Origin of the sequence: Clostridium sp. DSM 8431 (genome assembly GCF_900116755.1) — a bacterium.
In the GTDB taxonomy this organism is placed as follows: Bacteria; Bacillota; Clostridia; order Clostridiales; family Clostridiaceae; genus Clostridium.
In genome coordinates this window covers 1-8756 of record NZ_FPBY01000141.1, presented here as the reverse complement: position 1 = coordinate 8756, position 8756 = coordinate 1, and the positions used below count along the sequence as shown (strand labels likewise).

The following is an 8756-nucleotide window of genomic DNA, read 5'->3' as shown; positions in this document are numbered from 1 at the left end:
GAAGATGGTGCTAACGTAAAAGAATTTAATACAATAGAAAAAATAGTAGATTATACATGCAAGGCTATGGGATCAGAAAGTGAAGCTGCAGTAACTGCCCAAAAAATAAATAGTGTAGATAAGGATTCTATTGAAAAGGAAATAAAAGAGATAATAGCAGAGAAAACTGGATATCCAGAAGAAATGTTAGAATCAGATTTAGATTTAGAAGCAGACTTAGGTATAGATTCAGTAAAACAAGGAGAAATATTCGCTGTAGTAAGAGAGCACTTTGGATATGATGTAGAAGACGGTGCCAACGTAAAAGAGTTTAATACAATAGAAAAAATTGTAGATTACACATGTAAAACTATGGGACAATCAGTTTTAGTAAATGAAAAAGAAATAGTTGAAAAAGCTGAAGAAAATAAGCTTAATAAAATTTTTGAATTAGATGAAGATTCAGTAACTACAAGATATATGGGCGTTTCAGTAGAAAAGAAATTCCCAGACAAAGCAGAAAAATTCAGCATGAAGGGTAAAAAGGTCTTATTAGTTGAAGATCAGTTAAATCAAGATATAACAAGAAAATTAATTGATTTATTAAAGAAAGATGATGCTGATATCTGCATTTTAGGAAATACAAAATATACTGAAGCAAAATCTGTATCAGTAGATTTTCAAAGTGAAGACAGTTTAAAGGCATCTATAAATAAAATTGCAGAAATGCTAGGAAGAATAGATGTTGTAATCAATCTAAATGCAATGAGAAAACCATTAGATTTTTATAATGTAAGCTATGATTTATATGATAGAGAAGTAAGGGAAGTATATAATGTAATGTTCTACACTTCAAAATATGCTTATAAGTATTTTGAAGAGAATCCTAAAGAATGTGCATATTTTGCAGCAACAAACATTGGTGGAATCTTTGGAATAGAAACAGAGTTTATAAACAATCCTATTGGAGCCTTAGTAGATGGATATTTAAAAGGATTAGAAAAAGAACTTAGACCTCTTAATTGTAAAGTATGTGACTTTACAGATATAGAAGATGCAGAAGAAACTGCTGAAAAAATCTATAAAGATTATACAGTAAGAGAAAGTTTAGTAGAAGTAGGATACTGTAATGGAATAAGAAAAACAATTTGTGTTTTCCCTAAAGAAATAAAAGATAGAGAATCTATGGAACAATTCAAATTAGATAAAGATGATGTTGTTCTCGTTTCAGGTGGAGGAAGAGGAATTATCTTAGAATGTGTAAAGGGATTAGCAGCTTTATATAATCCTAAGATAATCATTACAGGAAGAACAGAATTGCCAAAGGGTGATGAAGAATGGATAGACTTTAACGATGAAGAAATTGAAAAGTATAAACCTACATTCATAAGAAAATTAATGAGTGAAAACAAGATAAAGGCTCCATTTGAGGCAGTTGAGAAATATAATAAACTTTTAAATGCAAGAGAATTATATAAAAATATTAAAAAGTTAAATGAAAGTGGCTATGATATCAATTATGTAAAGTGTGATATATGCAGTGATGAAGACACTACAAAGCTTTCTGAATATATAAAGAATAAATTCGGTACTGTAACAGGAATAATTAATGGAGCAGGACTTCCTTCCTTCGGAAGAGTTGTTAATAAGAATGAGCAATTTGCATTAAAGGTAGTAAGAGTAAAAGCAAATGGATTCTATAATATGTACAATAAATTTAAGAGTGATAAGTTAAAGTTCTTTATGAGCATGGGATCTATTTCAGGAAGATTTGGTATGGATGGACAAGTTGATTATTCAGCTGGTGCAGATATTATAGTTAAGCTTTCATGCATGATTAATAAAGATAACCCAGAATTAAAATGTGGAGTTCTAGGATGGACAGCATGGGATGATGTAGGTATGGCAGCAGATCCTCAAGTACAAAAGGTACAAAAAGAAGTAAGAGGATTAGATTATATGAGAGCAAAAGAAGGCGTTACTAGATTTTTAAATGAAGTAGCCTTTGGATTAGACTACCCTGAAGTTTTATTCTTTGGACAGATAGGAAAAGGTAATATGCCATTAGGTCAGTTAGATCTATTAGATGAAGACTTAAAAACTACTTCTAAGTTTATTGGAGAAAATGGAGAAGTTACAGATAGAACATTATTCCCAATGCTTGATATAGTTGAAGACTATGAAAAAGGTAAGAGCATTGTGTGTAAGAAAAAGTTAAGAAAAGAAAGTGATATTCATCTAAGAGATCACTTAGTTGATGGAAGCAGTGTATTTGCTGGAGTTATGCACATAGAGTCAGCTTGTGAACTTGGAGCTTTACTACAAAAATTAGATATTGATAATGAAGAGTATTATGCATCTGAAATTAAAGACTATAACTTCGATAAGTTTGTTAAATATTATGATGAAAATGAACTTACATTAAAGTTAACAGGTGAAATTTCAGAAAGCAATGAAGATAAAAAAGTATTGGATGTAAAAATTCTATCTGATTTCATTAATAAAAAAGGAATGGTATTACAGAAAGATAGACTTCATTCACATGGATCTATAATATTTGAAAAGAAACTTAGAGATGTTAAGAAAACTGATTTAGACTTACCTGCTTTAATAGAAGAAAGTAAGGAAATGGACATGGACTTATACTATAAAGGTGCTTGTAACTATATAGTTTTTGGAGAAACATTTAGATGTATAACTTATGCAGGAATGCTAAATGAAAATGAAATGGTAGGGGTAGTAAAAGTACCTGAGGATAAACAATATTTTTCATATGTAGACTTTGTAGAGTCAATAATTTCACCAGTAACTATCGATAATATAGGAAGATTTATGCTTCTAAATGATTATCAGAAAAATGGATATACTATAGTGCCTAGAAAGATAACTAAAGCTGTTAAGTATAGAGAGTTTAAGAAAAACGAAGAAATATATGTGTACAGTAAATTGTTAGAGGTTAATGATCCTAACATAGTATATTCAGCACAAGCTATTGGAAAAAATGGAGAAATAATATTTGAAATAGATGAAATGATTTTAACAAGAATAGATAAGGATAACGGTAATCACGATATCTTTAAATAAATTTCTATTGATGAAAAAATGAAGTTTGGAAGAGTGACTTTATTGCTCTTTCAAATTTCTTCAATAAGAAAAATGTTAAGTGTAGTCTTAAGTTATTAATGGATGAAGAAAGATCTAGATTATATTTCAATATGTAGTCTCGATAAGGTGTAATAATGAAAGTAAAAAATATGATATATTTAACTATTTCATATATACCCTGGATAGTTTATTGGTCAATTAGTGCTGAGTTAAAACCATATGGCGGAATAGCTGCATTGATTTTGGAATTAATATTAATACTTTATGGAAAAATAAGTAATAAATTCAGCTTTATGGACTTATTTAGTGTGTTATATTTTATAACTACAATTATCGCTAATTATATATTTAAAACTGATTATTTAATAGTTGGTGATGGATATTTTGGATATGCAGCATTATTATCAATGAGCCTTATTAGTATGTTAATGAAAAGACCTTTCATGGGGTATTATGTAGAGAAAGATTGGAAAAATTATAATTTAACAAAGAGTAAAATAGATAAATTATCTATATTTCAAACAAAAGTATGGACAGTTGTTTTTTTTATAGATATTTGGGTATTTGTATTTATAAATACAGCAGTTGCAGCAGTTATAATTTCAAATGTTTTTGTTCTAATAGGAATAATTTTAAGTATCCATAATGAAAATATATTAAAGGATGCATAAAGATTAAATTTATAGCTACTGAAGCTGAAAGTAAAAAACAAGAAAGAAGGTAAGAAGAATGGAAATAGATGCTTTAAGTAATTTAGTGAATGCATTAGAGAAAACTTCCTTCTCTAAAATTGAAGTAAAAATTGATAATTTATATTTAAACTTACAAAAGCCAGATACTAAATTAGTAAATGATACATCTGAATATATAGCTGCAGGTATGGTGACTGAAAAAAATATAAATGAATCTCAATTTAAGGAATCGGAAGAAGAACTGGGTATAGAGGCTGTAAAATCACCTATGGTAGGAGTGTTCTATAGATCATCAAGTCCAGAAGCAGAAGTGTTTGTAAAAGAAGGGGATACTATAAAAAAGGGTGATGTTATAGGAGTAATTGAAGCTATGAAACTTATAAATGAAGTTACTAGTGAGTTTGATGGTGAAGTTGTTGAAGTATGTTGTGAAAATAAAACAAATGTAGAGTATGGACAACCTCTTGTGAAAATTAAGATAAAGTAGGTGGTATGTCAATGCTTAGAAATATAAAAAAGATATTAATAGCTAATAGAGGAGAAGTTGCTGTACGAATTATAAGAACATGCAAGGAAATGGGCATAAAGACTGTAGCAGTGTATTCAGAGGCAGATAAAGAATCACTTCATGTAAAGCTTGCTGATGAGGCTGTTTGTATAGGAGATGCTTATACTAATAACAGTTATCTTAATATTCCTAATATTATAAGTGCTTGTGATATTAATGGTGTAGATGCTATTCATCCAGGTTACGGTTTCTTATCTGAAAATGCAGAGTTCGCAAGTATATGTGAAGAGTGTAATATTACGTATATTGGTCCTACAAGTAAGATGATTTCAGATATGGGAGATAAAATTAAGGCTAAAGAAATAATGAAAAATGCAGGAGTTCCTGTTATACCTGGGTCTGATGGAGGAGTAATAAGTATAGAAGAAGCTCTAAAAGTAGCTAATAAAATAGGATATCCAGTTATGATAAAAGCAGCTTTAGGTGGCGGTGGAAAAGGTATAAGAATTGTTAATGATGATAAAGAATTAGAGAAACAATATTATATTTGTAAGATGGAAGCTAAAAAGTGCTTTAATAGTGAAGAAGTGTATATAGAAAAATTTATAAATACAGCAAAGCATATAGAATTTCAAATTATAGCAGATAAATATGGTAATATAGTTTACTTGCCAGAAAGAGATTGTTCAATGCAGAGAAATAATCAAAAAGTATTAGAAGAATCTCCATCTACAATTCTTTCAGAAGAGCTTAGAGAAAAGATGGGAAGTACTGTAGTAACTGCTATGAAGAAGATTGGATATAGTAATGTAGGAACTATAGAATTTCTTGTAGATACAGATTTAAATTATTATTTTTTAGAGATGAATACAAGGGTCCAAGTTGAGCATCCAATATCTGAAGAAGTTAGTAATATAGATATACTTAAAGAACAAATAAAGATAGCAAATGGAGAAGAGTTAACATTAAGTCAGGATGATATAAAAATAAATTGTCATTCAATAGAATGCAGAATTAATGCTGAAGATGCATTTAATAATTTCATGCCATGTCCTGGAACTATAAACAATATAATTCTCCCAGGAGGAATTGGTGTAAGAATTGATACAAGTGTATATAGTGGATACACAATACCAAGCTATTATGATTCTATGATTCTAAAGCTAATTGTTAAGGGTAGAGATAGAACTGAAGCTATAAATAGGATGAAAAGAGCTTTAGATGAGATTGATATATCTGGTATAAAAACAAATATTGATTTTCAAAAGTGGCTTATTAATAGTGATGGGTTTATGGGTGGACAATATTTCACAAATTTTTTAAAGAATGAGTTGGTGAATAAAAATGAATTCATTAAATAAAGTTGATATTAAAAAGGGAATGTGGACAAAGTGCAAAAGATGTTCTGGTATAGTGTATAGCAAAAGTTTAAAGGATAATTATTATGTATGTGAAAAGTGTAATTATCATATGAGATTATCAGCTAAAGAACGAATAAGACAAATAACTGATGAGGAAACTTTTGAGGAATTATTTAAAGATGTTAAGACAAAGAATATATTAAACTTTGAAGGTTATGAGGAAAAGATTAGAGTATCAAAAATAAAGTCTTCAAGTGATGAAGCTGTAACTGTTGGCGTAGGAGAAATTAATAAAATTAAAGTAGCTTTAGCAGTTATGGACAGTAACTTTATGATGGGTAGCATGGGGACTGCTGTTGGTGAAAGAATTACAAGGTTAGTTGAATATGCGTCTTCTAAAAAGTTACCTTTAATTATATTTACAACTTCAGGTGGTGCTAGAATGCAGGAAGGAATATTATCCTTAATGCAGATGGCTAAGATATCAGCTGCCATAGGTAGATATAAGGAAAAAGGTGGACTTTATATAAGTGTGTTAACAGATCCAACTACTGGAGGTGTAACAGCAAGCTTTGCTATGCAGGGAGATATAATAATTAGTGAACCAGAAGCATTAATAGGTTTTGCAGGAAAAAAGGTAATTGAAAATACAATAAAAGAGGAATTGCCAAAAGATTTGCAAAGGGCAGAATTTTTATTTAAAAAAGGACAGATAGATCATATTGTTAATAGAAAAGAACTTAAGGGATTTTTATTCAATATTTTAGATATAAATGAGGGAAGACACTATGAAGCAGGATATTAAGGAAGTAGATGAAGCTTGGGAAATAGTTAAAAAGGCACGTAATACTAATAGACCAAGTGCTAGTTATTATATAAAGACTATAGTAGATAGGTTTGTAAGTTTAAATGGAGATAGAATTAGTTATGATGATAAGGCTGTTATTGCTGGTATGTGCAAAATAAATGAAATAGCTGCAGTTATTGTTGGTATAAGTAAGGGTGAAAATTTAAATGATAATATATACAGAAATTTTGGAATGGCAAGGCCAGAAGGCTATAAGAAAGCACTTAGAGCAATGAAGTTTGCTGAAATTCATAAAATGCCTATAATTTGTTTGATAGATACTCCAGGTGCTTATTGTGGTATTGAAGCAGAAGAAAATGGTGAAGGTATGGCTATTGCAAATAACTTGTTAGAGATGAGTAAGATTAAGGTACCTATAATTTCAATACTCATTGGTGAAGGTGGTAGTGGAGGAGCATTAGGTTTAGGAGTTGCTGATAAAGTTTTAATACTAGAAAATGCAATATATTCAATACTATCTCCAGAAGGATTTGCAAGTATACTTTGGAAGGATATAAATAGAACTAAGGAAGCAGCATCTAAAATGAAACTTACAGCTGCTGATTTAAAAGAACTAAAGGTTGTAGATAAAATCATTAAGGAACCTTATGGTGGTGCACATAATAATAAGAAGGAAGCTGCAATGATTTTAAAAGAGGCCATAATAGATGAATTAGAAAAATTAATGAAGTGCGACGTAAATGAAATGCTTGATAATAGATATAATAAGTTTAGAAAAATGGGAACATGTATATAAAAATAAAATAACTTTATAAGAAATATCTTTAGATATAGTAATAATTATCTGAAGATATTTTTTTGAATCTTTTTTTAAAATTATATATAAAACTTGGGGAAGGAAAGTATAAAAAGCTATTAGAAGTGAAATATTTTCAGCATATATCTAAAAGTAATATAAAAAAATATAATATTAATAATATGCCATTTTTACAATCTTAATTGAAATCAATAAAATATTATATAGAAAATATTTTACGGAAGTGATAGTTATGAAATTTTATACATATGAAGAAAAGGTGAGGATTGCTAATAATATACGTAATAGTGTGAAAGATAAGCCTATGACAGAATATCAACAAAATTATATAAATCAAGTTACTATAGAAGAATGTGAGTTAGAAACTAGACAAGGCAAAACAAAGTATTATCAAATTCAAGGGCAAAATAGAAAAGAAAATTCACCTTTAGTTATAATGGTGCATGGGGGAGGATTCTGTAAAGGCTATAGTGAAGCAGATAGAGCTTTTGCAGCAATGATTGCAGTGGAAACAAATACACTTATTTTAGATATTGATTATAAGTTAGCTCCAGAATATCCATTTCCAGCAGCATTTGAAGAGGTATACGATGTTACAAAGTGGGCTTATGAAAATGAAGATAAGTTAGGTATAGATAAATCTAAAATTGTACTTTGTGGAAGTAGTGCAGGAGGAAACCTTGTAGTAGCAACTGCTATGGAAGCTGTTAAAACAAAAGAATTTGAAATTAAACTTCAAATATTAAATTATCCTGCTTTAGATTTATATACTGACCCTGAAGAAAAAGCACAAGGGATTAAATCTTATATTCCTTTTGAACAATCAAGACAATACAATTCTTTATATATATTAAGTATAGAGGAATCAGAGAACCCATATGTATCTTTAATATTTGCAAAAGAAGATATGTTAAAAGGTATGCCAGATTCACTTTTCATTACAGGAGGGCTTGATGTTTTACATGCAGAAGCAGAAAAGTTTGCATATAAGATGATAGAAGCAGGCAGTAAGGTAACTGTAAAGAGGTTTTTAAATAGTGATCATGCATTTACTGTTCGTTGTACAGGCGAATGGTTAGAAGCTCATAGGCTTATAGTAGAAACTATCAATAATATATAATAAAGAGTTTTGGTTATATATAACAATAATATTGCAAAAACTTGAGTGAAAACAAAAAATATATATAATTTACTTTATGGGGTAAATTAATAATAAAAAAGCAAAGGAAGAAGGTATTTGTTATGGACGCAATTACTATGATAAAAGAAAGAAGAAGCGGATAGTGTAAAGTTGGCTATGAAAAAATAAGGTAGAAATAAATAATACTTTATTTTATGAAATAGATAATAAACTATCAAAATTGATTTGATTTTAGACACAACAAAAAGGTCTTCGGAGCGGAGGCAAAAAACAAATATTTACTTTTATTAAATATTAAGATATGTTTTGGTCTTGAAGATTCAAGATAGCTTGTTGACCTAGGTT

At 29.2% G+C, this 8756-nt stretch carries 7 protein-coding genes; all 7 read left to right on the top strand.

Going from position 1 to position 8756, the window contains the following annotated elements; genetic code table 11:
• Positions 1 to 3063: SDR family NAD(P)-dependent oxidoreductase (locus tag BM384_RS12960; RefSeq protein ID WP_139232113.1), on the top strand; the 3063-nt coding region annotated here is incomplete at its 5' end.
• A gap of 155 nt (positions 3064 to 3218) precedes the next feature.
• Entirely contained in the window at positions 3219 to 3755 is a 537-nt protein-coding gene (locus BM384_RS12955) for a hypothetical protein (RefSeq protein ID WP_090014219.1), read from the top strand.
• 58 nt (positions 3756 to 3813) lie between these two features.
• Complete coding sequence (locus BM384_RS12950) at positions 3814 to 4263, top strand: acetyl-CoA carboxylase biotin carboxyl carrier protein (RefSeq protein WP_090014217.1); 450 nt, start codon at positions 3814 to 3816, stop codon at positions 4261 to 4263.
• A gap of 11 nt (positions 4264 to 4274) precedes the next feature.
• On the top strand, positions 4275 to 5645 hold the full coding sequence (gene accC / locus BM384_RS12945; RefSeq protein ID WP_090014215.1) for an acetyl-CoA carboxylase biotin carboxylase subunit: 1371 nt from the start codon (positions 4275 to 4277) through the stop codon (positions 5643 to 5645).
• Positions 5629 to 6450, top strand: a complete 822-nt coding sequence (accD, locus tag BM384_RS12940; protein WP_175537378.1) for an acetyl-CoA carboxylase, carboxyltransferase subunit beta — start codon at positions 5629 to 5631, stop codon at positions 6448 to 6450. The genes accC and accD overlap by 17 nt, the downstream gene beginning before the upstream one ends.
• Entirely contained in the window at positions 6419 to 7249 is an 831-nt protein-coding gene (locus tag BM384_RS12935) for an acetyl-CoA carboxylase carboxyltransferase subunit alpha (RefSeq protein ID WP_090014213.1), read from the top strand. Before accD ends, BM384_RS12935 begins: the two co-directional genes overlap by 32 nt.
• A gap of 253 nt (positions 7250 to 7502) precedes the next feature.
• Positions 7503 to 8390, top strand: coding sequence for an alpha/beta hydrolase (locus tag BM384_RS12930; RefSeq protein WP_090014212.1), 888 nt, complete (start codon positions 7503 to 7505; stop codon positions 8388 to 8390).
• Positions 8391 to 8756 lie beyond the last annotated feature (366 nt).

What these genes read in the sequence shown, in the direction of transcription:
- accD (WP_175537378.1), top strand. Translation starts at nt 5,629, where the DNA reads ATGAATTCATTAAATAAAGTTGATATTAAAAAGGGAATGTGGACAAAG.
- BM384_RS12950 (WP_090014217.1), top strand. Translation starts at nt 3,814, where the DNA reads ATGGAAATAGATGCTTTAAGTAATTTAGTGAATGCATTAGAGAAAACT.
- BM384_RS12930 (WP_090014212.1), top strand. Translation starts at nt 7,503, where the DNA reads ATGAAATTTTATACATATGAAGAAAAGGTGAGGATTGCTAATAATATA.
- BM384_RS12935 (WP_090014213.1), top strand. Translation starts at nt 6,419, where the DNA reads ATGAGGGAAGACACTATGAAGCAGGATATTAAGGAAGTAGATGAAGCT.
- accC (WP_090014215.1), top strand. Translation starts at nt 4,275, where the DNA reads ATGCTTAGAAATATAAAAAAGATATTAATAGCTAATAGAGGAGAAGTT.
- BM384_RS12955 (WP_090014219.1), top strand. Translation starts at nt 3,219, where the DNA reads ATGAAAGTAAAAAATATGATATATTTAACTATTTCATATATACCCTGG.